The following is a 24,804-nucleotide window of genomic DNA, read 5'->3' on the forward strand; positions in this document are numbered from 1 at the left end:
GCCGCTGTGACCACCGCCCGCCTGCCCCTCTTCCCCCTCAACACGGTGCTGTTCCCGGGCCTCGTGCTGCCGCTGAACGTCTTCGAGGAGCGTTATCGCGCCATGATGCGCGAGCTGCTCACGATCGACGAGGCGGAGCCGCGCCGCTTCGCCGTCGTCGCGATCCGCGACGGCCGCGAGGTCGCGCCGACCGCGCCCGGGCTGCCGGACCCGACGGCGCTGCCCGAGAAGGGCCCGGCCGCGGGCTTCGGCGCCGACCCGATCCAGTCCTTCCACCGGGTGGGCTGCGTCGCCGACGCGGCGAGCGTCCGGGAGCGCGCCGACGGCAGCTTCGAGGTGATGACCACCGGCACGACCCGGGTGAAGCTGCTCTCGGTCGACGCGAGCGGCCCGTTCCTGACGGCCGAGGTCGAGGAGATCCCGGAGGAGCCGGGCGAGGATGCGGGCGCGCTCGCCGAGGGGGTGCTGCGGGCCTTCCGGAGCTATCAGAAGCGGCTGGCGGGCGCCCGGGAGCGCTCGCTGACCACGAGCGAGCTGCCGGACGACCCGTCGGTGGTGTCGTACCTGGTCGCGGCGGCGGCGGTGCTCGACACGCCGTCGAAGCAGCGGCTGCTCCAGGCCCCGGACACGGCGACGCGGCTGCGCGAGGAGCTGGCCCTGCTGCGCACGGAGACGGCGGTCCTGCGGCACCTGCCGTCGCTGCCGGTCGTGGACCTGACGCAGACCCCGACGTACCCGAACTGATCCGGGCCGGACCGGATCCGGTTCGCACCGGATCCGGCCCGGGCGGGGTCCCGCCCGGAGTCCCGCCCGAGCGGGGAAAGAAGCCAGGAGGAGCGCGTGGCGAAGAAGCAGAAGAAGAACGGCGGGGGCACTCCGGCGACGGTGGCCCTGACGGCGGCCGGCACGCCGTTCACCGTGCACGCGTACGAGCACGATCCGGCCGCCCCCTCGTACGGCGAGGAGGCCGCGGAGGCCCTGGGCGTCTCCCCCGACCGGGTGTTCAAGACGCTGGTGGCGGACGTCGACGGCGAGCTGACGGTCGCGGTGGTCCCGGTGGCGGGCCGGCTGGACCTGAAGGCGCTGGCCTCGGCGGTCGGCGGCAAGCGCGCGGCGATGGCCGACCCGGCGGCGGTGGAGCGCACCACGGGCTACGTGCGGGGCGGCATCTCCCCGCTGGGGCAGCGCAAGCGGCTCCGTACCGTCCTCGACTCCTCGGCCTCGGACCACGCGACCGTCTGCGTCTCGGCGGGGCGGCGCGGCCTGGAGGTGGAGCTCTCCCCCGCGGACCTCGCCGCCCTCACCTCGGCGGTGGTGGCCCCGATCGGCCGCGGCTGACCGGGCCGCCGCGTCAGAGCGCCTTCGGGTGCTCCCAGGGGTCCGGGTCGCGCGGACCGAAGGCGGCCGTCAGGGACAGGTGCACGATCATCGCGGCGAGCGGCCAGGCGAGGAGCGCGGCGGCGCCCAGGTGCAGTTCCAGCGGGGCCTCGAAGGTGACGTCGGGGCCGACCGCCTTCGCGTGGGCGACCACGTCCGAGGTCGGACCGAAGTGCGTGCCGAGGCCCCACGCGAGCAGCGAGCCCAGGACGCCGCCGGCGGCCAGGCCGAGGACCAGCGGGACGCCGCCCCGCCGGCGCAGCAGGAAGACGGTGATTCCGGCGACCGCGCCGAAGGCCAGGGCGAGCAGGACGAACGTGCCGTCCGCGCCGATCGCGGTCTCCCCCTCGGAGTTCCGGAGGTAGACCCCCTTGCCGTCCGAGACGAGCAGGACGCGGGGGGCCAGGTTCAGCCACAGCACTCCGAGCAGCACTCCCGCGACCGCCGAGGCGATGGTCACCAGGGCGCCCTGGACGACCTCGGCCGCCGTGATCGGGTCCCCGTCCGGGCCGGACGCCGGCGGGGGCGGCGGGGGCCAGGCGGGGTCGTGCGGCGGCTGGTGAGGCGGAGTCAGAGGTGCGGTCACCCCGCCATCGTGCCAGGTGTGCCTGTGACCCGCCTCAGCGGACGGCGGCCCTGCGGTACGCCCGGGTGGCGACCGCGAGCGAGATCACGCCGACCGCGCCGCAGACGGCGAGGTCCAGGGCGACGGCCGCCCAGTCGGGGTGCGGGTCGAAGGCGCGGGCCAGGGCCTCCACGCCGTACGTCGAGGGCAGCAGGTCCCGCGCCCAGCCGAGGGGTCCGGGCAGCCGCTCCGCCGGGAGCACGCCGAGGAGCAGCGCGGCCGACATGCCGAGCTGGCCCAGGAGGGTGGCCAGCTCCTGCCGGGGCGCGAGGAGCCCGAGGGCCGCGCCGAGTCCCGCGAGGGCGGCACCGGAGAGCGGGACGACGGCGGCGAGGATCCACAGGTGGGTGAGCGGGAGGCCGAAGAGCAGGGAGCCCGCGACGGCGGTGAAGGCGGTGCCGGGGACGGTGAAGGAGGCGTACGCCCCGGCCGCGCCGAGCACGACGGCGGCGGGCGGCACCGGCAGGGTGGCGTAGTGGTCGAGGCCGCCGGTCGCCCGCAGCTGTCCGAAGTACTGGGCGAGCAGGTTGAGCGCGACGAAGGCGACGACGAGGACGGTGGAGCCGGCCACGACGGCGCGCGCCTCGGAGCCGCCGTCGACGACCCCGCGCATCAGGACCATGATCCCGATGGACTGGAAGGTGGCGACGAAGAGCAGCGGGATGCGGGCGACGCGGGCCCGGGAGAGCTGGGCGCGGTAGACGGCGGCCAGGGACGGCAGCAGCCGGGCGCTCGGGGCGAGGGGCGCGGCGGCCCCGTCGTCGTACGACCGGACGCCCGGCGCGCGGGTCGGCAGGGCCTCGGCGGGCACGGTGCTCACTGCGGACAGCTCCTGACGGTCACGTGCGGGTACGGAACGCGGTGCCCCGCGGGGGCGGGGAGGGGCGCGTACGGGGGACGGCCGCCCCCGGGGACGCGGGAGGCGTCCCGGGCGCCGGGACGGCGTGCCGCGCCGACGGGGCCGCGCGCGCCGGAGGGCCCGGCGGGGCCGGGAAGCGGAGCGGAGCCGAAGGGGCCGGACGCCTCGGCGGAGAGGGGCGCCAGGTCCGGGCGGGAAAGCGCGGCGGGACCGAAAAGCACGGGTTCCCCGGCGGAGCCGGGAAGCGCGTCGGAGCCGAAGGATCCGGAGGTCACGGCGGAGCCGGGCGTCGTGGTGGTCACGCCTTCACCAGCCCCTCCGTGCCCTCCGTCGCGCCGCCGAGGGCGAGGTAGACGTCCTCCAGGCTGGGCGTGGCCAGGGCGAAGTCGTCGAGGGCGGCGAAGGCGGCGCCGCCGGTGACGGTGGCGACGGCCGCGCGGGCCGCGTCGGGGGCGAGCCGCAGGCTCCAGCGCCGGCCGGTCTCCTGGGCGAGGCCGCGCAGGGCGGCCACCTCGGGCAGGTGGAGGGGGGCGGTCTCGCGCCACACCAGTTCGACGCGGACCTCGCCCGCGACGCGCTCCTTGAGCCCGGCCGGGGTGTCGCAGGCGATGACCCGGCCGTGTTCGAGGACGGCGACCCGGTCGAGGACGGTCTCGGCCTCGATGACGTTGTGGGTGACGAGGAGGACGGTGGTGCCGTGTTCGGCGCGCCGCCGGTCGACGGCGGCCCAGACGGCGCGGCGGGCGACCGGGTCCATGCCGGTGGTGGGCTCGTCGAGGACGAGGACGGGCCGCCGGCCGACGAGGGCGGCGGCGACGCAGGCGAGGCGGCGCTGTCCGCCGGAGAGCTTCTTGAGGGGCCGGGAGGCGAGCGCGGTGAGGCCGAGCTCCTCCAGGACGGCGTCGCTCTCGGCGCGCGCGTCGCGGGCGGTGAGGCCACGCAGCCGGCCGGTGGTCACGGCGGCGAGGGAGACGGTCAGCTCGTCGAGGGCGGTGGACTCCTGGCCGAGGTGGGCGAGGAGCCGGGAGGCCCGCTCGGGGTGGCGCACCAGGTCGTGGCCGAGGAGCTCGACGGAGCCGGAGTCGGGCCGCATGAGCCCGGTGACCTGGCGGACGAGGGTGGACTTGCCCGCCCCGTTGGGGCCGAGCAGCCCGAAGATCTCCCCGCCGCGCACGTCGAGGCTGATCCCGTCGGTGGCCCGCACCTCGGGGGTCGCCGGCGCACCGCGCCCGCCGCGCGTGGCGGGGTACGTCTTGACCAGATCCCGCACCGCGCACACCGTACTCACGGGGGAAGAGCCTACGGGGTCGCCGGGCCCGCTCCGGGCGCGGGGGCGTGTTCGGCGGCGGCGCGGACGTCGATCTCGCGCCAGAAACCGGCCCGGATCGCGTACCGGTCGTGCTCGTCGATCTGGTCGTCCTTGTGGGCGAGGAGACCGAAGCGGGCGGCGTAGCGGAGGAGTTCGCCGTCGATGCGGTGCGGGATGCGGGGGTAGAGGGTGGAGAGCTTCTGGACGTGGCTCTGCTCCGGGAGGCGTTCCATCCAGCGGCGGGCGAAGACCTGTCCGACCTCGAAGGGGTCGCCGCCGACGGTGGTGATGTCCTCCTCGCGGTCGGCCCAGCGCTGCTCGGCGCTGGTGAGCGCGGCGAGGGTGGGCAGGGAGGCGGTCTCGGCCGGTTCGCCGAGGGGGGCGGGGCGCTCGACCCAGCCCCGGTCGGAGGACCAGCGGAGCGCGCTCGCGCTCTGCGGCACGGAGGCGCCGTGGGCGCCGTGGGAGCCGTTGACCGCGGGGGCGCGCAGCCCCGCGAGGTCCTTGGGGGTGGGGACGCCCCTGCTCTGGGCCGGGGCGCGGCCGTTCTCCCCGGCGCGCGCGTGGTCGTGGTCGTGGCCGCCGTCGGAGGCGCCCCGGGAGCCGTTCGTCCCGGCCGGGGCCGTGCTCCCGTTCCGTACGGTCGCCGCCGCGGCGGCCTCCGCCGCCCGCTCGGCCGAGGCGGCGAGGGCGGCCTCGGGCAGCGGCGCGGAGAGGATGGCGGCGATCTCGGGGCGCGGGGCGGGCGGGGGCGCGCAGAGTCCGCTGAGGTCCTTGGCGCGGACGGCGCGGGTGATCCAGGCCCGGTCGAGGACCCGCCGCTCGTCGGCCTCGGCGACGAGGTCCTCGGACTGGTTGTAGTCGCCGTCGGCGGCCTGGACGGCCCAGAGGTGGACGGCGACGCCGTGTTCCTTGGCCGACATGAGGCCGGGCAGCAGGTCGCCGTCGCCGGTGACGAGCACGATGTCGGAGCAGGCCCTGTTCCGGGCGAGCTCGGTCAGCTCGGTGTGCATGGCCGCGTCGACGCCCTTCTGCGCCCAGCGCCCCTCGCTCCTGGTCAGGGCGCCGAGCCGGACGGTGACCCGGGGCATCACGCGCAGTCTGCGGTGCTCGGGCTGGGGCACCCGGTCGGGCGCGCCGTCGAACCAGTAGATCCGCAGGAGGGGCAGCGCGGTCTCGGCCTCGGCCCGCTGGCGCAGCTGCTGGATCAGCGCGGTGTGGTCGACCGTGATCCGGGAACGGGCCGGTTCCCCGGCGAGGAGACTGGCGGCGGCGCCCAGCAGGTAGCCGGCGTCCACCAGGACGACGCAGCGGTCCACGTGTTCCACCCTCTTTCGGCCCTGGGGGTCGGACTCGGGATCGGAAGTTGCTCCGGGTTTCCTTCGAGTCTGCCCGACGGCCGGTGGCTTGACGGTCGGAACTGGATCATCGGCGTGGCGGATGTCCTGTTCGGAGCGCCCTGACCCTCCGTAATGATCCAAAATGCGGCGTTTCACCCCGTATGTGAGTCTGACAGCGGCCCTGGCCCCTAATTCCCTTGAGGAGGCATCACCATGGCCAAGAACCGGAACCAGAACCGCGGTCCGAAGCAGTCCCCGGCCGAGCGCGGCGCCCAGCAGGCGCAGCAGTCGGCGATGGAGTCCGAGGCGGCGCAGCGCGCGTCCCAGGTCCTTCCCAGCGATGTCGCCCGCAAGGGCCGCCAGAAGCGCTTCGGCCACAACTGACGGCTCTCGCGTACGGCAAAGGGGCGCGCCCGTGACGACGGGCGCGCCCCTTGCGCGTGCGGGGAGGCGCGGTCAGCCGGCCAGGCAGGACGGGCCGAGCAGCACCTTCAGGTCGCCGAAGAGCGCCGGGTCGGCCGTCACCCGGTGCCGGTCGAGCCGCAGCACGGTGGTCTTGCGCGGGCCCTGGAGCCTGATCCGCACCTCGGTGTTGCCCTTGTGGTGCTTGAGGATCTCGCCGAGCCTGCTGACCATCGGCGGGGTCACCTTGACCGTGGGGATGGTGAGGATCACCGGCGCGTTGGTCCCGGCGTTCGACAGGTCGGGCACCTGGAGTTCCATGGCGACGAGCCGGGGCACGTCCTCGCGCTTGTCGAGCCGGCCCTTGACGAAGACGACCGTGTCCTCGACGAGCTGGGTGGAGACCAGCTGGTAGGTGGCCGGGAAGAACATGCACTCGATGGAGCCGGCCAGGTCCTCGACGGTGGCGATGGCCCAGGCGTTGCCCTGCTTGGTCATCTTGCGCTGGAGGCCGGAGATGATGCCGCCGATGGTGACGACCGCGCCGTCGCCGTGCTCGCCGCCGGTGAGCTGGGAGATCGCCGCGTCCGTCTTGTCGGACAGGACGTGCTCGATGCCGAAGAGCGGGTGGTCGGAGACGTAGAGGCCGAGCATCTCGCGCTCCTGGGCGAGCAGGTAGGACTTCTCCCACTCGAGGTCGGAGAACTCGACGTCCAGGCCGAAGCCGGGCTCGTCGGTGGTCTCCTCGCCCATGCCGCCGAAGAGGTCGAACTGCCCCTCGGCCTCCTTGCGCTTGACCGCCACCACGTTGTCGATCATGGGCTCGTGGTGGGCGACCAGGCCCTTGCGGGTGTGGCCCATCTCGTCGAAGGCGCCGGCCTTGATCAGCGACTCGACGGTCCGCTTGTTGCAGACGACGGCCTCGACCTTGTCCAGGAAGTCGGGGAAGGAGGAGTACTTCCCCTTGGACTTGCGGGTCTTGATGATCGACTCGACGACGTTGGTGCCGACGTTGCGGACGGCGGTGAGGCCGAAGAGGATCACGTCGTCGCCCTGGGCGGCGAAGTTCGACTGGGACTCGTTGACGTTGGGCGGCAGCACCTTGATGCCCATGCGGCGGCACTCGTTGAGGTAGACCGCGGACTTGTCCTTGTCGTCCTTGACCGAGGTGAGCAGTCCGGCCATGTACTCGGCCGGGTGGTTGGCCTTGAGGTAGGCGGTCCAGTAGGAGACCAGGCCGTACGCGGCGGAGTGCGCCTTGTTGAAGGCGTAGCCGGCGAAGGGGACCAGGACGTCCCAGAGGGACTGGATGGCCTCGTCGCTGTAGCCGTTCTTCCGGGCGCCGGCCTGGAAGATGGTGAAGTTCTTCGCCAGTTCCTCGGGCTTCTTCTTGCCCATCACGCGGCGGAGGATGTCGGCCTCGCCGAGCGAGTAGCCGGCGATGATCTGGGCGGCCTTCTGCACCTGCTCCTGGTAGACGATGAGGCCGTAGGTGACCGCGAGCACCTCTTCGAGCGGCTTCTCCAGCTCGGGGTGGATCGGGGTGATCTCCTGCTGCTTGTTCTTGCGCAGGGCGTAGTTGGTGTGCGAGTTCATGCCCATCGGACCCGGCCGGTACAGGGCGGACACGGCGGAGATGTCTTCGAAGTTGTCGGGCTTCATCAGCCGGAGCAGCGAGCGCATGGGCCCGCCGTCGAACTGGAAGACGCCGAGGGTGTCGCCGCGCTGGAGCAGTTCGAAGGTCTTCGGGTCGTCGAGCGGCAGGGCGAGCAGGTCGAGGTCGATCCCCTTGTTCGCCTTCACCATCTTGACGGCGTCGTCCATGATGGTGAGGTTGCGCAGGCCCAGGAAGTCCATCTTCAGGAGGCCGAGCGACTCGCACTGCGGGTAGTCCCACTGCGTGATGGTGACGCCGTCGGTGTGCCGCACCCAGATCGGGGCGTGGTCGACGATCGGCTCGCTGGACATGATCACGCCGGCGGCGTGCACGCCCATCTGCCGGACCAGGCCCTCGACGCCCCGGGCGGTGTCGATGACCTTCTTCACGTCGGGCTCGTTCTCGTACATCGCCCGGATCTCGCCCGCCTCGCTGTAGCGCGGGTGGGAGGGGTTGGTGATGCCGTCGAGGTCGATGCCCTTGCCGAGGACGTCGGCGGGCATGGCCTTGGTGAGCCGGTCGCCCATGGCGTACGGGTAGCCGAGGACGCGCGCGGAGTCCTTGATGGCGTTCTTGGCCTTGATCTTGCCGTAGGTGCCGATCATGGCGACCTTGTCGGAGCCGTACTTCTCCGTGACGTACCGGATGACCTCGACGCGCCGGCGCTCGTCGAAGTCGATGTCGACGTCGGGCATGGAGATGCGCTCGGGGTTGAGGAAGCGCTCGAAGATCAGGCCGTGCGGGATGGGGTCGAGGTCGGTGATGCCCATGGCGTACGCGACGATCGAGCCGGCCGCGGAGCCCCGGCCGGGGCCCACGGCGATGCCCTGGCTCTTGGCCCACATGATGAAGTCGGCGACGACGAGGAAGTAGCCGGGGAAGCCCATCGAGATGATGGTGTCCATCTCGTACTCGACCTGCTTCATGCGGTCCTCGGGGATGCCCCCGGGGAAGCGGCGGTGCATGCCGCGCATGGTCTCCTCGCGGAACCAGGTGACCTCGGTGTAGCCCTCCGGGATGTCGAACTTCGGCATGAGGTTCCTGGCCTCGAACATGCCGGAGGTGTCGACCTGCTCGGCGACCAGGAGGGTGTTGCGGCAGCCCTCCTGCCAGGCGTCCGAGGAGTCGACGGCGTACATCTCGTCCGTGGACTTCAGGTAGTAGCCGGTGCCGTCGAACTTGAAGCGGTCCGGGTCGGAGAGGTTCTTGCCGGTCTGGATGCAGAGCAGGGCGTCGTGGGCGGTCGCCTCGTGCGCGTAGGTGTAGTGCGAGTCGTTGGTGACGAGCGGCGGGATGCCGAGCTTCTTGCCGATCTCCAGGAGGCCGTCGCGGACCCGGTGCTCGATCTCGATGCCGTGGTCCATCAGCTCCAGGAAGTACCGGTCCTTGCCGAAGATGTCCTGGTACTCGGAGGCGGACTTCAGGGCCTCGTCGAACTGGCCGAGGCGCAGCCGGGTCTGGAGCTCGCCGGAGGGGCAGCCGGTGGAGGCGATCAGGCCCTCGGACCACTGGGAGATGGTCTCCTTGTCCATCCGGGGCCACTTCTGGAGCCAGCCCTCGGCGTAGGCGTCGGAGGAGAGCTTGAAGAGGTTGTGGAGTCCGGTGGCGTTCGCCGCCCAGATCGTCTTGTGGGTGTAGCCGCCGGAGCCGGAGACGTCGTCCCGCTTCTGGTGCGGCTGACCCCACTGGATCTTCCGCTTGTTCCGCCGGGACTCGGGGGCGACGTACGCCTCGATGCCGATGATCGGCGTGACCCCGGCCTTCCTGGCCGTGTGGAAGAAGTCGTACGCCCCGTGCAGGTTGCCGTGGTCGGACATGGCGATGTGCGTCATGCCCATCTCGTTGCACGCGTCGAACATGTCCTTCAGCCGCGCGGCACCGTCCAGCAGCGAGTACTGGGTGTGGACGTGGAGGTGCGTGAAGGGCGGCTTGGTCACGGCGGGAGGCCTCCGGGAACGACGGATGACAGGCTGCGGGCAGTCTGCGGGGGACGGTGTCGGAGTCTAGTCGGGCGGGTGGGTCGCGCGGGGCACTCGGGGGCTAGGGTCGCGCGTTGTGAGGCGGGGAACACCCGTCCCATTTGTCGTGAACATTCTTCCCGTACGTCCCCCACCAGGAGGCACCCCGATGCCGGTCCCCCAGCCCACCGCCGCCGAGCGCGGTGAGCACATCCTCGCCGTCTTCGGCACCGCCTTCGGCGAGCTGCTCGCCGCCGACCCGGCGGCCTTCCGCGTGAAGTTCCGGAAGATGGCCGGGTCCGCCTTCGCCTTCTACCGGGGCACCGCCTGCCTGTTCTACGCCGACCTGGAGGCGGAGGCGCACGGCGGCCCGTACCTGGACGAGCGCACCGGCCGGGTCTGGATCCACGGTGACCTGCACGCCGAGAACTTCGGCACGTACATGAACGCCAACGGGCGCCTGGTCTTCAACGTCAACGACTTCGACGAGGCGTACGTGGGTCCCTTCACCTGGGACCTGAAGCGGCTCGCGGCCTCGCTCGCCCTGATCGGGTACGCCAAGGCGCTCAGTGACGCACAGATCACCGAGCTCGTACGGATCTGCGCCGCCGCCTACCGGGAGCGGATCCACGTCCTGGCGTCCGGCGCCGGGGAGGACGAGGTGCCCGGCTTCACCCTGGAGACCGCCGGCGGGCCGCTGCTCGCCGCCCTGCGCCAGGCCCGGTCGCTGACCCGCTTCGGGCTCCTGGACTCGATGACCGTGATCCAGGACTTCGAGCGCCGTTTCTCGGCGGGCCGCGGCACGATCGAGCTGGACGCGGGCACCCGCCACGAGGTCCTGGCCGCCTTCGACGCCTATCTGGGGACCCTGCCGGAGTCCAGCCTGGCCCGCCCCGACTCGTACCGGGTGAAGGACGTGGTCGGGCGGCGCGGGATCGGCATCGGCTCGGCCGGCCTCCCCTCGTACAACATCCTCCTGGAGGGCAACAGCGACGCCCTGGAGAACGACGTCGTGATCTACCTCAAGCAGGCGCAGACCCCGGCGGTCTCCCGGCACGTGACCGACGCGGCGGTACGGGGGTACTTCCGGCACGAGGGGCACCGGACGGTGATCTCGCAGCGGGCGCTCCAGGCGCACGCGGACCCCTGGCTGGGGTGGACGGAGCTGGGCGGCGCGGGACAGCTGGTGGCGGAGGTCTCGCCGTACGCGGTGGACCTGGACTGGTCGGACATCGACGACCCGGCCGAGATCGCGGCGACCGTGGCGGACCTGGGGCGGGCGACGGCGACCATGCACGCGGCGGCGGACGACTCCAGCGGCCACTCCCTCGTGCCGTTCTCGACGGAGCGGGCCATCGACGCGGCGATCGGCACCGACGGGGAGGGGTTCGCGGAGCTGCTCGTGGAGTTCGCGCACTCCTACGGGGCCCGTGCCCGGGCGGACCACCAGATCTTCGTGGACCTGTTCCGCAACGACCGGATCCCGGGGCTCCGGGGACCGGAGGGACCCTCCACAGCTTCCCTTTAGTGACCCCTTACGCGCCCGCGTGGCACACTCCTGAGCGATGGACATGGCAGGGACGCAGCTGAGGACGCTGCGGGCGGCGTTCTTCACGGTACTGGCCGTGACGCTGTCCGTGGCGTCCCACGTGCTGCTCTCGGGCGTGCCGCTGCCGGTGGGGACGGTCGTCCCGGTCGCCGCCGGCGTCTTCGCCGTGGCGTACGCGCTGGCCGGCCGCGAGCGCGGCCTCGGCCCGATCGCCGGGCTCCTCGTCCCGCTGGAGCTGGCGGCCGACACGCTCTTCACCAGCGGCCAGGCGGTCTGTTACGGCCCCGCCGGCGGCCCGGTCGCCGGGTCGCTGCGCGCGGTGGGGGTGGAGGTCTTCTGCGGCGGCGCCGTGGGGGCGCCGCTGCCCGGCGTGGCGGTCCCGGAGAGCGGGAGCGCGGCCGCCCTGCTCTCCTCCCCCGACCCGGCGCTGCCGTGGCTGCTGCTCCTGGCCCACGTGGGCGTCGGGTTCTCGGCGGCCTGCTGGCTGCGCGGCGGGGAGCGGGCGCTCGCCCGGCTGATCGGCGCGGTGGAGGCCTTCGCGTTCCGGCCGCTGCTGCTCGTGGCGGCCTTCTTCCGTACGGGCGGTCCGGCGCCCCGGCGCACCGGGCGCCCCCAGGGACGGCCCCGGTCCTCGCGCACCCGGCTCCTCGTGCACTCCGTGGGGCGGCGGGGGCCGCCGCGTCCGGGCCTCGCTCTCGTCTGAGCGGGTCCCGCGGCTCCCTCCCCCCTTTCTCACGGTTTCCACGGAGGAAACGATCATGAGTGCACGCAACAGCCAGTCCCACAAGGCGGCCGCCCGCGAGCGGCTGCGCGAGGAGCGCGAGCGCCGGGCGAAGAAGGACCGGGCGCGCCGGCAGCTCGTCGTGGGCGTCTCGGCGGTGGCCGTCCTGGCCGTCGCCGGCGGCGTCGGCTACGCGGTGGTGCAGGCGAACAAGCCCTCCCAGTGGGAGGCGGCGGCCGAGGCGACGACCGTCGCGGCCCCGAAGAACACCTCGGGGACGAACGGCACGACGGTCGTCGTCGGCGAGGCGTCCGCGAAGAAGACCCTGGAGCTGTACGAGGACTCGCGCTGCCCGGTCTGCGCGACCTTCGAGCAGTCCGTGGGCTCCACGATCGAGAAGGACGTCGAGGCCGGCAAGTACAAGATCCGGTACGTCGGCGCGACCTTCATCGACAACGCCGTCCCGGGCGAGGGTTCGAGGAACGCCCTGTCGGCGCTCGGCGCTGCCCTGGACGTGAGCCCGGAGGCCTTCCTGAAGTACAAGTCCGCGCTCTACTCCACGAAGTTCCACCCGGAGGAGAACGACGACAAGTTCGCCGAGGACTCCTACCTCCTGGAGGTCGCGGAGTCGGTGCCGGCGCTCAAGGGCAACGCCGCGTTCAAGAAGAACGTCGAGGAGGGCACCTTCGACGCCTGGGCGGTGAAGATGTCCAAGTCCTTCGACGACAGCGGGGTGCAGGGCACCCCGACCCTGAAGATGAACGGCAAGCCGGTGACGGTCCAGGGCAGCGACAACCCGCCGATGTCGCCGGAGGAGTTCACGACGGCGATCACGGCGGCCCTCAAGGGCTGACGCCCGCCCCCGCGCCCCGCTCCGACAGCCCTCCTCGGCCCCGGACCCCACCGGTCCGGGGCCGAGGCGCGTCCGGGACGGGGGCGCGGCAAGGGGGGAAGCCGACAGGAGGAACCCGGGCGTCCCCGGGGCGACCGGTCGGCGAACTTCCGGATTTCGCCTGCCCCTTGGGCATACCCGTCAGTAATCTGACTGCCCGTGACCAGTCGTTCCGTATCCTCCGCCCCCACCCGCCGCACGGTCGTGAAGGCCGCCGCCGCCACCGCCGTCGCCGCGCCCGTCCTCCTGGGCGCCGCCTCCCCCGCCCTCGCGGAGGCCACGGCCCCCGCCTTCCTCCACGGCGTCGCCTCCGGCGACCCGCTGCCCGACGGCGTCCTGCTCTGGACGCGCGTCACCCCCGTCCCCGAGGCCGTGCCCGGCTCCGGCGTCGGCCCCGACGTCCGGGTCGGCTGGGAGGTCGCCGAGGACCGCGCCTTCGCCCGGGTCGTCGCCTCGGGCACGACCACGACGGGCGCCGCCGCCGACCACACCGTGAAGGCGGACGTCCGGGGCCTGCGCCCGGCCACCGCCTACTGGTTCCGCTTCACCGCGGACGGCACGGTCTCGCCGGCCGCCCGCACCCGCACCGCCCCGGCCGCCGACGCGGCCGCGCCCGGCGTCCGCTTCGGCGTGGTCTCCTGCGCGAACTGGGAGGCCGGGCACTTCTCCGCGTACCGCCACCTGGCCGCCCGCGCCGACCTGGACGCGGTGCTCCACCTCGGCGACTACCTCTACGAGTACGCCAGCGGGGTCTACCCCGAGGCGAAGTACACCGTCCGGGCCCACGAGCCGCGCCACGAGATCGTCTCGCTCGCCGACTACCGCGCCCGGCACGGGAAGTACAAGACGGACCCCGGCCTGCGGGCGCTGCACGCGGCGCACCCGGTGATCGCCATCTGGGACGACCACGAGTTCGCCAACGACGCCTGGACGGGCGGGGCCGAGAACCACACCCCCGGCGCCGAGGGCGCGTGGGCGGCCCGGGTGGCGGCCGCCAAGCAGGCGTACTTCGAGTGGATGCCGGTCCGGGCCTCCACCGAGGGCACGGTCTTCCGGCGCCTGCGCTTCGGCAGACTGGCCGATCTGCACCTGCTCGACCTGCGTTCGTTCCGCTCGGCGCAGGCGAAGGCGGGCAGCGGCACGGTCGACGACCCGGAGCGGAGCATCACCGGCCGCGCCCAGCTGGACTGGCTCAAGGCGGGGCTCGCGGGTTCGGACGCGACCTGGCAGCTGGTCGGCACCTCGGTGATGATCTCGCCGGTCGCCTTCGGCTCCCTGCCCGCCCACCTCCTGGAGCCGCTCGCGGAGCTGATGGGCCTGCCGAAGGAGGGGCTCGCGGTCAACGTGGACCAGTGGGACGGGTACACGGACGACCGCAGGGAGCTCCTCGCGCACCTGACCTCGCGCGGTGTCCGGAACACGGTCTTCCTGACCGGCGACATCCACATGGCCTGGGCCAACGACGTGCCGGTGCGGGCCGCGACGTATCCGCTCTCGGCCTCGGCGGCGACCGAGTTCGTGGTCACCTCGGTGACCTCGGACAACCTGGACGACCTGCTGCACGTGGCGCCGGGGACGCTCTCGGCGGTGGCCGCGACCGCCGTGAAGGCCGCCAACCGCCACGTGAAGTGGGTGGACATGGACCACCACGGCTACGGCGTGCTCGACGTGACGGCCGACCGCTCGCAGATGGACTACTACACGGTCTCCGACAAGGCGGACCCGGCCGCGACGACGGCCTGGGCGCGCTCGTACCGGACGTCGAGCGGAACGCAGCGTGTCGAGCGGGTGTACCAGCCGGTCCTCTGAGATCCCCAGAGGGTCGATTTTCAGCCATGATCCCTTCTGTTAACGAGAGATCACACGGCTACGGCGGGTGGCGATTTTCGGCGATCGAAATCCGGACACACCACCCGCCACCGTCCCTCGGTTCGTTACGTCGGCGTCTCAAACTCCGGAAGACGCAGAAGATTTTCTTCCCGATGCGCCGAATTGCCCCACGGATGATTGGGCCTGATCACTCCTCAATGACACCTGACATGGCCGCGTAATCTCCCCGGCGTGGCGGAGGAAGTTCCCCCGCACACCCCCCACGAGGAGTCACGATGCGTGCTCTTGCCCGTATATCCCCGCGTACGTCACGTCGTGTCATCGGTACCGCCGTCATGGCCGGAACCCTGGCCCTGGCACCGCTTTCGGCCCCCGTCGCCACCGGCGCCGCCGCCTCCCCCCTCGCCGGCGCCTCCGCCGAGGAGTGTGCCGACGGCACGGCGGCCCTCTCCGGCGCCCGCAAGGCGCGCGGCGCCGACAGCCACGCGGCCGAGCCCAACGAGGTCTCGGCCGCCCAGGCCAAGGCGATGGACGCCGACCTCGACAAGAGACTGGCGTCGCTCTCCTCGGCCGGGCGCACCGACGCCGGCCGGGCCGCCGCCTCGGGCCGGGCCGCCGCCGTGGTCACCATCCCCGTCTACTTCCACGTCATCCACTCCGGGACGACGGGCAAGCTCTCGGCCACCGCCGTCAACAACCAGATGAACGTCCTGAACGCGGCCTACGCCGGCCAGGGCACCGGCAACGTGAACAGCAACTTCCAGTTCACCCTGGCCGGTACCGACTACACGGACAACGCCTCCTGGTACAACCTGACCTCCGGCTCCACCGCCGAGAAGCAGATGAAGCAGACCCTCCGGAAGGGCGGCGCGGGCGCGCTGAACTTCTACACCGCCAACCTGGGCGGCGGACTGCTCGGCTGGGCGACCTTCCCGTCCTCGTACAAGTCCAACCCGTCCATGGACGGCGTCGTCGTCCTCGACGCCTCGCTCCCGGGCGGCTCGGCGGCCAACTACAACCAGGGCGACACCGCCACCCACGAGGTCGGCCACTGGATGGGCCTCTACCACACCTTCCAGGGTGGCTGCAGCGGCAGCGGCGACTACGTCGCCGACACCCCGGCCGAGAAGAGCCCGGCGTACGAGTGCCCGACCGGCCGCGACTCCTGCACCACCAAGGCCGGCGCGGACCCGATCCACAACTTCATGGACTACACGTACGACTCCTGCATGTACCAGTTCACCTCGGGCCAGGTGGCCCGGATGAACGAGTACTGGACCGCGTACCGCGCGGGCTGATCCGGCCCGCGAACACACCGAGGGCGCGACGGGAAGAGCCTCCCGTCGCGCCCTCGGGCACGTCCGCACGGACCTTACGAGGCTTCTTCCAGCTCCTCCAGGAACGCGAGCGCCACCGTCCAGGTCCGCTCCGCCGCCTCCGCGTCCCAGTCGAGCAGGTCCGGGTCCGTGTAGAGGTGCCCGGCGCCCCGGTAGCGGTGGATCTCCACGTCCGCCCCGGCCCGGCCCATCTGGAGGTACCACGCGGACAGCCAGTCGTCCGTCTCGAAGGGGTCGGGCTCGGCCACGTGCAGCTGTACGGGCAGCCCGTCCACCGACGCGTCCGGCGCGAGGTCCGAGGTGCCGTGCAGCAGCAGGAGGCCGCGCGCCCTCTCGTCGCCGAGGGCCAGGGTCTGCGCGACCGACGCGCCCAGCGAGAAGCCGGCGTAGACGAGGCCGCGCTCCGAGTACGGGGCGGCGGCCAGGATCGCGCGCCTGAGGAGTTCGTCCTTGCCGATCTCGTCCCGCTTCGCCGTGCCCTCCTCCACCGAATCGGTGGTCCAGCCGTCGAAGAGGTCCGGCGTCCACACCCGGTGCCCGGCGGCCCGCAGCCGCTCGGCCGCGGCCTCCACGGCCGGGCGCGGGCCGTACACCGAGTGGAAAAGCATGATGTCCATGCGCGCCATCCTGCCACCCGGCACGGGCCCGCTCCGAAAGCCGGGCCCCGCTCCCCCGCCCGACCGCGCCGCCCGCGTCACCGCGTGCCGCCCGCGTCACCGCGTGCCGCCCGCGTCACCGCGTGCCGCGCACGTCACCGCATGCTGCGCACGTCCAGCTGGCGGAGCACCCGGTCCACCACCTCGGGGTCGGCGCCCGGCTCGCTGCGCGCCGCCAGGACCTCGTGCCGGGCCGCCGACATCAGCTCCCTCTGGATCCGCTGGACCGCCTTGAAGCGGTGCGCCCGCTCCGCGAAGGCGGCCCGCCGCTCGTCGTCCACCATGTCGGGGCTGATCCGCGCCCCGATGTCGAAGGCGCCGCGCTGGAGCCGCTCCTGCACCTCCTCCGGCAGGTCCTCGACCTCCTCGATCTCCTTGAGCCGCCGCTTGGCCGCCTTCGCGGCCCGGACCGCGAGCTCCCGCTCCAGGGCCCGTTCGGCCTCGGTGTCCGCCTTCACCCCGAGCCGCCGGACCAGGGCGGGCAGGGTCAGCCCCTGGAGGACGAGGGTGGTGAGGATCACGCAGAAGGCGATGAAGACGATCTCCGCGCGGCCGGGGAAGGGCTCGCCGTCGGCGGTGGTGAGCGGAACGGCGAGCGCGAGCGCCACCGAGGCCACCCCGCGCATCCCCGCCCACCACATGACGACGGTCTCCCGCCAGCTCACCGGGATCTCCTCGTCCACGTCCCGGAGCGTGTGCAGCTTCTGCGCCAGCCAGGTGGCGGGCAGCAGCCAGAGCAGCCGGACGACGACGACCGTCCCGGCCACGGCCGCGCCCCAGCCGAGCATCTCCAGGACGTGTCCGTCCGCGTACCCGAAGACGTGGACGACCTCCAGGCCGATGAGGCCGAAGGCGATGCCGGTCACGAGGGTGTCGACGATCTCCCAGAAGGTCTGCCCGGCGAGCCGGCCCATGACGTCGTCGGCGTCGGCCGCGTGCTCGGCCAGGAAGAGCGCGGTGACCAGGACGGAGAGGACGCCGGAGCCGTGCAGCTCCTCGGCGAGCACGTAGCTCACGAAGGGGACGAGGAGGGTGAGGCCGGTCTGGAGGGTGGCGTCGCCCAGGACCCCGATGAGCTTGTTGGAGAGCCAGCCGAGCCCCAGGCCGACGACCACGGCGACGACGGCGGAGAGCACGAGGGCGCCGACCGCCCCGGGCCAGGAGAAGGCGCCGCTGACGGCGGCGCCGATCGCCACGTGGTAGAGCACGATCGCGGTGACGTCGTTGAAGAGGCCTTCGCCCTCCAGGATCGACACGAGCCGGCGGGGCAGCCCGAGCGAGCCCGCGACGGCGGTCGCGGCGACCGGGTCCGGCGGCGCGACGAGGGCGCCGAGCGCGATGGCGGCGGCCAGCGGGATGCCGGGCACGAGCGCGTTCGCGACGGCGCCGACGGCGGCCGTGGTGACGAAGACCAGGGCCACCGCGAGCAGGAAGATGGGCCGCTTGTTGGCCGCGAACTGGCGCCAGGAGGTCCGCTGCACGGCCGCGTAGAGGAGGGGCGGCAGCACCAGCGGGAGGATGTACTCCGGCGGGATCTCGACGTTCGGTACGAAGGGCAGGAGGGCCAGCACGATCCCGACGAGGGTCATCAGGACCGGCGCGGGCAGCCCGAGCCGCTCGCCGAGGGGGACGGTGAGCAGGGCGCCCAGGAGCAGCAGGAACAGCAGGGCCAATTGATCCACGGGCTCAGCCTGCCACGTGGGCCTCTTTTCACACGTGTTGTCCCCGGGGCGCCGCGACGGACGGCCCCGGGGACGCTACAGCGTCTTCCGCATGGCCCGGTGCGGGATGCCCGCGTCCGGGAACTCGGGGCCGTACGCCTCGTAGCCGAGCCGCTCGTAGAAGCCGAGGGCGTGGGTCTGCGCGTGCAGGTCGACGGCGGTCAGACCGCGCTCGCGCGCCGCGTCCTCGATGCCCCGGACCAGGGCCGCGCCGACCCCGAGGCCGCGCGCGGCCCCGGCGACCGCGAGCCGGCCGAGCGAGCCCACCGAGGCGTCGCCGCCGGTCCTGCCGGCCGCGTCGGCGCCGTGCAGCAGGCGCCCGGTGCCCAGCGGGAGGCCGTCCGCGCGGACCGCGAGCACGTGCACGGCGGTCGCGTCGTACGCGTCGTACTCGATGTCCGCCGGAACGCCCTGCTCCTCGACGAAGACCTCGCGGCGGACCGCGAAGCAGGCCTCCCGGTCCTCGTCGCCCAGGACCTCGCGGACGTCGTACGCGGTGCCGTGCGCGGTGTTCACCGGCTCTCCGCCTCGATCCGGTCCAGGGCCTTCCGCAGGTCCTCGGGGTAGGTGCTGGCGAACTCGACCCACGAGCCGTCGCCCGGGTGCTCGAAGCCGAGGCGGACGGCGTGCAGCCACTGCCGGGTCAGGCCGAGGCGCTTGGCGATCGTCGGGTCGGCGCCGTAGGTGAGGTCGCCGACGCAGGGGTGGCGGTGGGCGGACATGTGCACCCGGATCTGGTGGGTGCGGCCCGTCTCCAGCTTGATGTCGAGCAGCGAGGCCGAGCGGTAGGCCTCGATGAGGTCGTAGTGCGTGACGGAGGGCTTGCCGTCGGCGGTGACCGCCCACTTGTAGTCGTGGTTCGGGTGCCGGCCGATGGGGGCGTCGATGGTGCCGCTCATCGGGTCGGGGTGCCCCTGGACCAGCGCGTGGTAGCGCTTGTCGACCGTGCGCTCCTTGAACTGGCGCTTGAGCGAGGTGTACGCGTACTCGGACTTGGCGACCACCATCAGGCCGGAGGTGCCGACGTCGAGGCGGTGCACGATGCCCTGGCGCTCGGCGGCGCCGGAGGTGGAGATGCGGTAGCCGGCGGCGGCGAGGCCGCCGATGACGGTGGTGCCGGTCCAGCCGGGGCTGGGGTGGGCGGCGACGCCGACCGGCTTCGTGATCACGACGATGTCGTCGTCGTCGTGGACGATCTCCATGCCCTCGACGGGCTCCGCGACGATCTGCACGGGCGCGGCGGCGCCCGGCATCTCGACCTCGAGCCACGCGCCGCCGCTGACCCGCTCGGACTTGCCGACGACGGAGCCGTCGACCTGGACCTTCCCTGCGGCGGCCAGCTCGGCCGCCTTCGTACGGGAAAACCCGAACATGCGGGCGATGGCGGCGTCGACGCGCTCGCCCTCCAGGCCGTCGGGAACGGGCAGCGTGCGGATCTCGGGACTCGTACTCACCCGTCGAGTATGCCTTGTCAGTCCTTGTGGACGGTCCCGTCGGGGTCCAGGCCCCGGAACGACAGGATCACGATGAGGACGCCGCCGCAGACGATCGCCGAGTCGGCGAGGTTGAAGACGGCGAAGTGCGCGGGGGCGATGAAGTCGACGACCGCGCCCTCGAAGACGCCCGGCGAGCGGAAGATCCGGTCGGTGAGGTTGCCGAGCGCGCCGCCGAGGAGCAGGCCGAGCGCGACGGCCCACGGCAGGCTGTAGAGCTTGCGCGCGAGGCGGACGATCACGACGATCACGACGGCGGCGATGCAGGTGAAGATGATCGTGAAGGCCTCGCCCATGCCGAAGGCGGCGCCCGGGTTCCGGATGGCGTCGAAGCGGAGCAGGTCGCCGATCACCCGGATCGGCTCGCGGCCCTCCAGCTTCTCGACCACGAGGATCTTGCTGCCGAGGTCGAGCAGATAGGCCAGGACGGCCACCACGAACAGGGCGGCGATCCTGCGCCGGCCCCGGGGACGCTCCGCGGGGGCGTCCGCGCCGGCGTCCGTGCCGTCGGGGGCGGCCGACCCGTCGGCCCCTGCTGAATCCGGCGTACCGATGATGCGCTCCGCCTCTGCCACGTGAGTGAGTCCCTCGACCTCGATGCCTGACCGTGCACCGAGGGTACGGCACAGGCGTACGGGGCCGTCGGCCGAGACCGCCCGGCCGCGCGGCGCCCCGGCGGGCGCCGCGCGCCTCAGCCGCGCCGTTCCTGGCGCTGCTTGTCCTCGACGCAGAGGGTGGCTCTCGGGAAGGCCTGCATCCGGGCCTTGCCGATCGGCTTGCCGCACACCTCGCACAGGCCGTACGTGCCGGCGTCGAGCCGCTCCAGGGCGTGCTCGGTCTGTTCCAGCATCTCCCGGGCGTTGGCCGCGAGGGCCAGCTCGTGCTCGCGGGTGATGTTCTTGGTGCCGGTGTCGGCCTGGTCGTCCCCGGCGCCGTCGCCCGAGTCCCGCATGAGGCCGGTGAGCTCCTCCTGGGAGTGGGCGAGCTCGCTGCGGAGCCGCGCCACCTCCGCCCGGAGCCCGTCGCGGGCCCCGGCGACCTCCTCGGGCGTCCACGGGTCCTCGCCCGGCCGGACCGCGAGTTCGCCGGCACGGGCCGGGGGCACCGCGGCCTCGTCGTCGACGGTCGTGACCCCACCCGCGGTCTTCTTCGCTGCCACCGTCCTGGCTCCTGTCTGCTTCCGCGCGGGCGCCTTGCCGGCGGCCGCCCTCTTCGCCCCGGCCTTCTTGGCGGGCGCGTCCGGGGCGGCGGTGTCCTCGGCGGAGGCCGCCCCGGCGGGGGCCGCCGCTCCCGTCTTCTCCACGACGGCCTTCTCGGCCGCCGCGGCCTTCTCGGCGACCGTCTTCTTGGCGGCCGCCACCTTCTTCGTGACCGTCTTCTTCGCCACCATGTCGCGGCCCCTTCACATTTTGTGATCTTGCTCGCGAATCGTGCTGGGACGATAAATCGGCCCGGGGCCCGCGGCAACGGGGCACGCCGCCGTTCCCACCCGCCCCCGCTCCCCGCCGGGGCGGCCTGCATCCGTTGTGCCCGGCTCCCCGCCGGGTTATCCGTCCCGCCCCTCCCCCACATGGCCCCACACCGGACCCGGGCCCCTCCGTATGGCCATTCGGGTCACGGAAAACCGGTCCGCCCTCCTTCCCCGGGCCCCGTACACTGGCCTCAGCGAAAGGCTTGGATGGGGACGAGTAGCGTCGTACGCAGCCATGAGCGACCCGGGGACGGTGAGAGCCCGGGGGCGAGCCCGATGTGAAGCATCACCCCGGAGCCGCCGGAAGAAAGCCGCCCCACGGGCGCGGTGACTAGACCCGGCGTCGCGACCCCAATGAGGGGGCTCGGGGCGGTCACGTCCGGGGCCAAGGAGGGTGGTACCGCGGGAGCAGCGCTCTCGTCCCTCCGACGGAAGCAGAACCGTCCGTCCGGAGGAGAGTCCGCCGCATGACACCGCCGCAGTACCGCCAGGTGCCCGCCCAGGTCGACCTGCCCGCCCTCGAGCACGCCGTGCTCGACTTCTGGCAGGAGAACAAGGTCTTCGCGAAGACCCTGGAGCAGTCCGAGGGACGCCCCGAGTGGGTGTTCTACGAGGGCCCGCCCACCGCCAACGGCATGCCGGGCGCCCACCACATCGAGGCCCGCGTCTTCAAGGACGTCTTCCCCCGCTTCCGGACCATGCGCGGCTACCACGTGGCCCGCAAGGCCGGCTGGGACTGCCACGGCCTGCCGGTCGAGCTCGCCGTCGAGAAGGAGCTCGGCTTCTCCGGCAAGAAGGACATCGAGGACTACGGCATCGCGGAGTTCAACGCGAAGTGCCGCGCGTCGGTGACCCGCCACACCGACGCCTTCGCCGAGCTGACGACCCGGATGGGCTACTGGGTCGACCTCGACGACGCGTACCGGACCATGGACCCCGCGTACATCGAGTCGGTCTGGTGGTCGCTCAAGCAGATCTTCGAGAAGGACCTGCTGGTCCAGGACCACCGGGTCGCCCCCTGGTGTCCCCGCTGCGGCACCGGCCTCTCCGACCACGAGCTGGCGCAGGGCTACGAGACGGTCGTCGACCCCTCGGTCTACGTCCGCTTCCCGCTGACCTCCGGCCCGCTGGCCGGCCGGGCGGCGCTCCTGGTCTGGACGACGACCCCGTGGACCCTGGTGTCCAACACGGCGGTCGCCGCCCACCCCGAGGTCACCTACGTGGTCGCCACCGACGGCGACGAGCAGGTCGTCGTCGCCGAGCCGCTGGTCGAGAAGGCGTTCGGCGAGGGCTGGGTCACCACCGGCGAGACCTTCACCGGCAAGGACATGGAGCGCTGGACGTACGAGCGCCCGTTCGAGCTGATCGAGTTCCCGGAGCCGGCGCACTACGTCGTCAACGCCGAGTACGTGACCACCGAGGACGGCACGGGTCTGGTCCACCAGTCCCCCGCCTTCGGCGAGGACGACCTCCGGGTCTGCAAGGCGTACGGCCTGCCGGTCGTGAACCCGGTCCGCCCCGACGGCACCTTCGAGGAGGACGTGCCGCTGGTCGGCGGCGTCTTCTTCAAGAAGGCCGACGAGAAGCTGACCGCCGACCTGGACGCGCGCGGCCTGCTCTTCGAGCACATCGCGTACGAGCACAGCTACCCGCACTGCTGGCGCTGCCACACGGCGCTGCTCTACTACGCGCAGCCGTCCTGGTACATCCGCACGACCGCGGTCAAGGACCGCATGCTCGCGGAGAACGAGAAGACCAACTGGTTCCCGGAGTCGGTCAAGCACGGGCGCTTCGGCGACTGGCTGACCAACAACGTCGACTGGGCGCTCTCCCGCAACCGCTACTGGGGCACCCCGCTGCCGATCTGGCGCTGCGAGGACGGACACCTCACCTGCGTGGGCTCGCGCGCGGAGCTGACCGAGCTGACCGGCACCGACCAGTCGGGCCTGGACCCGCACCGCCCGTACATCGACGCGGTCACGTTCCCGTGCCCGAGCTGCTCGAAGACGGCCACGCGCGTCCCCGAGGTCATCGACGCCTGGTACGACTCGGGCTCGATGCCGTTCGCGCAGTACGGCTACCCGTACGAGAACAAGGAGCTGTTCGAGAGCCGCTACCCGGCGCAGTTCATCTCCGAGGCGATCGACCAGACCCGCGGCTGGTTCTACACGCTGATGGCCGTCGGCACCCTGGTCTTCGACAGGTCGTCGTACGAGAACGTGGTCTGCCTGGGCCACATCCTCGCCGAGGACGGCCGCAAGATGTCCAAGCACCTGGGGAACATCCTCCAGCCGATCCCGCTGATGGACCAGCACGGCGCCGACGCCGTCCGCTGGTTCATGGCGGCCGGCGGCTCACCGTGGGCGGCCCGCCGGGTGGGCCACGGCACGATCCAGGAGGTGGTCCGCAAGACCCTCCTGACGTACTGGAACACGGTCGCCTTCCAGGCCCTGTACGCCCGCACGTCCGGCTGGGCGCCGAGCGCGGCGGACCCGGCCCCGGCCGACCGCACGGTCCTCGACAAGTGGCTGCTCTCCGAGCTGAACACGCTGGTGGCCGAGACGACCGAGGCGATGGAGTCGTACGACACCCAGCGCACCGGCAAGCTCCTCTCGGCGTTCGTGGACGACCTGTCCAACTGGTACGTGCGCCGCTCCCGCCGCCGCTTCTGGCAGGGCGACAAGGCCGCTCTGCGGACCCTGCACGAGGTCGTGGAGACGGTCACCCGCCTGATGGCCCCGCTGACCCCGTTCATCACCGAGCGGGTCTGGCAGGACCTGGTGGTCCCGGTGGCGCCGGACGCCCCGGAGTCGGTCCACCTGGCCACCTGGCCGGAGGCGGACGCCACGCTGATCGACGGCACGCTCTCCGAGCAGATGCTGCTCGTCCGGCGCCTGGTGGAGCTGGGCCGGGCGACGCGCGCCGAGTCGGGCGTGAAGACCCGTCAGCCGCTCTCCCGCGCCCTGGTGGCGGCCACGGGCTTCACCGCCCTCTCGCCGGAGCTGCGGGCCCAGATCACGGAGGAGCTGAACGTCTCCTCGCTCGCGTCCCTGTCGGAGGTCGGCGGCTCGCTCGTCGACACGACGGCGAAGGCCAACTTCCGGGCCCTGGGCAAGCGCTTCGGCAAGGGCGTCCAGGACGTGGCGAAGGCGGTGGCGGCGGCGGACGCGGCGGCCCTGTCCCTGGCGCTGCGCTCCGGGGAGGCGAGCCTGGAGGTGAACGGCGAGACGATCACCGTCACCCCCGAGGAGATCATCATCACGGAGACCCCCCGCGAGGGCTGGTCGGTCGCCTCGGACGCGGGCGCGACGGTCGCCCTGGACCTGGAGATCACCCCGGAGCTGCGTCGGGCGGGCCTGGCCCGTGACGCGATCCGGCTGATCCAGGAGGCCCGCAAGAACAGCGGCCTGGACGTCGCCGACCGCATCGCCCTGCGCTGGACCTCCGACTCCGCGGAGACCAGGGAGGCCCTGACGGCCCACGCGGCCCTCATCGCGGACGAGGTCCTGGCGACGGACCACGCGAACGGCGAGGCCGACGACACCTACGGCGCCCCGTTCACGGACGAGTCCCTCGGCCTGACGTTCCGCCTCCGCAAGGCGTAACC

Annotated in this window: 21 protein-coding genes; 9 read left to right on the top strand and 12 right to left on the bottom strand. The window is 72.6% G+C overall.

What is annotated here, in order from left to right:
- Window positions 1–6 precede the first annotated feature (6 nt).
- Window positions 7–744 carry an LON peptidase substrate-binding domain-containing protein gene (locus ACFY7E_RS16755; protein WP_389485418.1) on the top strand — a complete coding sequence of 246 codons (738 nt, stop codon included), beginning with the start codon at window positions 7–9 and terminating at the stop codon, window positions 742–744.
- A 96-nt stretch (window positions 745–840) separates the two neighbouring features.
- Window positions 841–1,338 carry a Cys-tRNA(Pro) deacylase gene (gene ybaK / locus ACFY7E_RS16760; protein ID WP_389485420.1) on the top strand — a complete coding sequence of 166 codons (498 nt, stop codon included), beginning with the start codon at window positions 841–843 and terminating at the stop codon, window positions 1,336–1,338.
- Window positions 1,339–1,351: 13 nt separating this feature from the next.
- On the opposite strand, the gene ACFY7E_RS16765 is transcribed toward ybaK, so the two are convergent.
- The 5 genes from ACFY7E_RS16765 to ACFY7E_RS16785 are packed head-to-tail and all read right to left on the bottom strand — an operon-like array spanning window position 1,352 to window position 5,498.
- Window positions 1,352–1,963, bottom strand: coding sequence for a DUF2567 domain-containing protein (locus ACFY7E_RS16765; RefSeq protein ID WP_389485423.1), 612 nt, complete (start codon window positions 1,961–1,963; stop codon window positions 1,352–1,354).
- 34 nt (window positions 1,964–1,997) lie between these two features.
- Complete coding sequence (locus ACFY7E_RS16770) at window positions 1,998–2,822, bottom strand: ABC transporter permease (protein ID WP_389485426.1); 825 nt, start codon at window positions 2,820–2,822, stop codon at window positions 1,998–2,000.
- Window positions 2,819–3,163: a hypothetical protein gene (locus tag ACFY7E_RS16775; RefSeq protein WP_389485428.1), complete on the bottom strand. Its 345-nt coding sequence runs from the start codon at window positions 3,161–3,163 to the stop codon at window positions 2,819–2,821. Before ACFY7E_RS16775 ends, ACFY7E_RS16770 begins: the two co-directional genes overlap by 4 nt.
- Window positions 3,160–4,140, bottom strand: a complete 981-nt coding sequence (locus ACFY7E_RS16780) for an ABC transporter ATP-binding protein (protein WP_389485641.1) — start codon at window positions 4,138–4,140, stop codon at window positions 3,160–3,162. Before ACFY7E_RS16780 ends, ACFY7E_RS16775 begins: the two co-directional genes overlap by 4 nt.
- Before the next feature lie 20 nt (window positions 4,141–4,160).
- A complete protein-coding gene (locus ACFY7E_RS16785; RefSeq protein WP_389485431.1) occupies window positions 4,161–5,498 on the bottom strand; it encodes an NYN domain-containing protein in 1,338 nt (445 codons plus the stop codon).
- A 225-nt stretch (window positions 5,499–5,723) separates the two neighbouring features.
- Between ACFY7E_RS16785 and ACFY7E_RS16790 the strand changes: the two genes are divergently transcribed.
- Complete coding sequence (locus ACFY7E_RS16790) at window positions 5,724–5,894, top strand: hypothetical protein (RefSeq protein ID WP_383437916.1); 171 nt, start codon at window positions 5,724–5,726, stop codon at window positions 5,892–5,894.
- Window positions 5,895–5,966: 72 nt separating this feature from the next.
- On the opposite strand, the gene dnaE is transcribed toward ACFY7E_RS16790, so the two are convergent.
- On the bottom strand, window positions 5,967–9,506 hold the full coding sequence (gene dnaE / locus ACFY7E_RS16795) for a DNA polymerase III subunit alpha (RefSeq protein ID WP_389485433.1): 3,540 nt from the start codon (window positions 9,504–9,506) through the stop codon (window positions 5,967–5,969).
- Between the two features lie 190 nt (window positions 9,507–9,696).
- On the opposite strand from dnaE, the gene ACFY7E_RS16800 reads away from it, so the two are divergent.
- The 5 genes from ACFY7E_RS16800 to ACFY7E_RS16820 all read left to right on the top strand — a co-directional run bounded on the left by ACFY7E_RS16800 (window position 9,697) and on the right by ACFY7E_RS16820 (window position 15,817).
- Window positions 9,697–11,055 carry a DUF2252 domain-containing protein gene (locus ACFY7E_RS16800; protein WP_389485436.1) on the top strand — a complete coding sequence of 453 codons (1,359 nt, stop codon included), beginning with the start codon at window positions 9,697–9,699 and terminating at the stop codon, window positions 11,053–11,055.
- Window positions 11,056–11,092: 37 nt separating this feature from the next.
- Window positions 11,093–11,779: a hypothetical protein gene (locus ACFY7E_RS16805; RefSeq protein WP_389485439.1), complete on the top strand. Its 687-nt coding sequence runs from the start codon at window positions 11,093–11,095 to the stop codon at window positions 11,777–11,779.
- A gap of 55 nt (window positions 11,780–11,834) precedes the next feature.
- The gene (locus tag ACFY7E_RS16810) at window positions 11,835–12,650 is read left to right on the top strand and encodes a DsbA family protein (RefSeq protein WP_389485441.1); all 816 of its coding nucleotides are present in this window, start codon (window positions 11,835–11,837) and stop codon (window positions 12,648–12,650) included.
- A gap of 198 nt (window positions 12,651–12,848) precedes the next feature.
- Complete coding sequence (locus tag ACFY7E_RS16815) at window positions 12,849–14,498, top strand: alkaline phosphatase D family protein (RefSeq protein ID WP_389485443.1); 1,650 nt, start codon at window positions 12,849–12,851, stop codon at window positions 14,496–14,498.
- Window positions 14,499–14,854: 356 nt separating this feature from the next.
- The gene (locus ACFY7E_RS16820) at window positions 14,855–15,817 is read left to right on the top strand and encodes a zinc metalloprotease (protein ID WP_389485445.1); all 963 of its coding nucleotides are present in this window, start codon (window positions 14,855–14,857) and stop codon (window positions 15,815–15,817) included.
- Between the two features lie 74 nt (window positions 15,818–15,891).
- On the opposite strand, the gene ACFY7E_RS16825 is transcribed toward ACFY7E_RS16820, so the two are convergent.
- From ACFY7E_RS16825 to ACFY7E_RS16850, 6 genes are all read right to left on the bottom strand, one after another.
- A complete protein-coding gene (locus tag ACFY7E_RS16825; protein WP_389485447.1) occupies window positions 15,892–16,473 on the bottom strand; it encodes a dienelactone hydrolase family protein in 582 nt (193 codons plus the stop codon).
- Between the two features lie 134 nt (window positions 16,474–16,607).
- Window positions 16,608–18,194: a Na+/H+ antiporter gene (locus tag ACFY7E_RS16830; RefSeq protein WP_389485449.1), complete on the bottom strand. Its 1,587-nt coding sequence runs from the start codon at window positions 18,192–18,194 to the stop codon at window positions 16,608–16,610.
- 75 nt (window positions 18,195–18,269) lie between these two features.
- Window positions 18,270–18,749 (bottom strand): GNAT family N-acetyltransferase, encoded by a 480-nt coding sequence (locus tag ACFY7E_RS16835; protein WP_389485452.1) that lies wholly within the window; start codon window positions 18,747–18,749, stop codon window positions 18,270–18,272.
- Window positions 18,746–19,687: an RluA family pseudouridine synthase gene (locus ACFY7E_RS16840; protein WP_383437944.1), complete on the bottom strand. Its 942-nt coding sequence runs from the start codon at window positions 19,685–19,687 to the stop codon at window positions 18,746–18,748. The genes ACFY7E_RS16835 and ACFY7E_RS16840 overlap by 4 nt, the downstream gene beginning before the upstream one ends.
- Before the next feature lie 17 nt (window positions 19,688–19,704).
- A complete protein-coding gene (gene lspA, locus ACFY7E_RS16845; protein WP_389485454.1) occupies window positions 19,705–20,301 on the bottom strand; it encodes a signal peptidase II in 597 nt (198 codons plus the stop codon).
- Between the two features lie 116 nt (window positions 20,302–20,417).
- Window positions 20,418–21,116 (bottom strand): TraR/DksA family transcriptional regulator, encoded by a 699-nt coding sequence (locus ACFY7E_RS16850; protein ID WP_389485456.1) that lies wholly within the window; start codon window positions 21,114–21,116, stop codon window positions 20,418–20,420.
- A gap of 548 nt (window positions 21,117–21,664) precedes the next feature.
- Between ACFY7E_RS16850 and ileS the strand changes: the two genes are divergently transcribed.
- A complete protein-coding gene (gene ileS, locus ACFY7E_RS16855; RefSeq protein ID WP_389485458.1) occupies window positions 21,665–24,802 on the top strand; it encodes an isoleucine--tRNA ligase in 3,138 nt (1,045 codons plus the stop codon).
- The last annotated feature ends 2 nt before the right edge of the window (window positions 24,803–24,804 follow it).

This window comes from Streptomyces sp. NPDC012825 (genome assembly GCF_042900925.1).
Classification (GTDB): domain Bacteria; phylum Actinomycetota; class Actinomycetes; order Streptomycetales; family Streptomycetaceae; genus Streptomyces.